We start from the raw sequence: 325 nt of genomic DNA, 5'->3' as shown, positions 1-325 counted from the left end.
CCGTGAATTCCGTGGGAGAATACTACCACGCTGGTGCAGCTGCCTCTGCAGCACCAACAAAGCAAACAGAGAGAGTGTTCCCACAGAACACGCGGAACACACAGAACATTCTGGCAGAGAAGTGCCGCCCACAGATAGCACAGATGCGCCACAGATTAGGGGGTATGGCATCCTGCCATACCCACGCTGCCAATAACGCAGCCTAACATTCCGTGAATTCCGTGAATTCCGTGGGAGAATACTACCACGCTCATAACCAAGCAGACGGGGAGAGAGTTCCCACAGAACACGCGGAACACACAGAACATTCTGGCAGAGAAGTGCC

General features: G+C 53.8%; 1 protein-coding gene. It reads left to right on the top strand.

Annotation, left to right across the window (positions count from 1 at the left end; genetic code table 11):
• On the top strand, nucleotides 1-206 hold a 206-nt coding region (locus tag HMPREF0673_RS14230; RefSeq protein WP_216589895.1), incomplete at its 5' end, for a hypothetical protein.
• Nucleotides 207-325 lie beyond the last annotated feature (119 nt).

It is taken from the genome of Leyella stercorea DSM 18206, from assembly GCF_000235885.1.
GTDB lineage: Bacteria > Bacteroidota > Bacteroidia > Bacteroidales > Bacteroidaceae > Prevotella > Prevotella stercorea.
The sequence above is the reverse complement of the archived record's forward strand: the minus strand, read 5'-3'. Positions and strand labels throughout refer to the sequence as shown.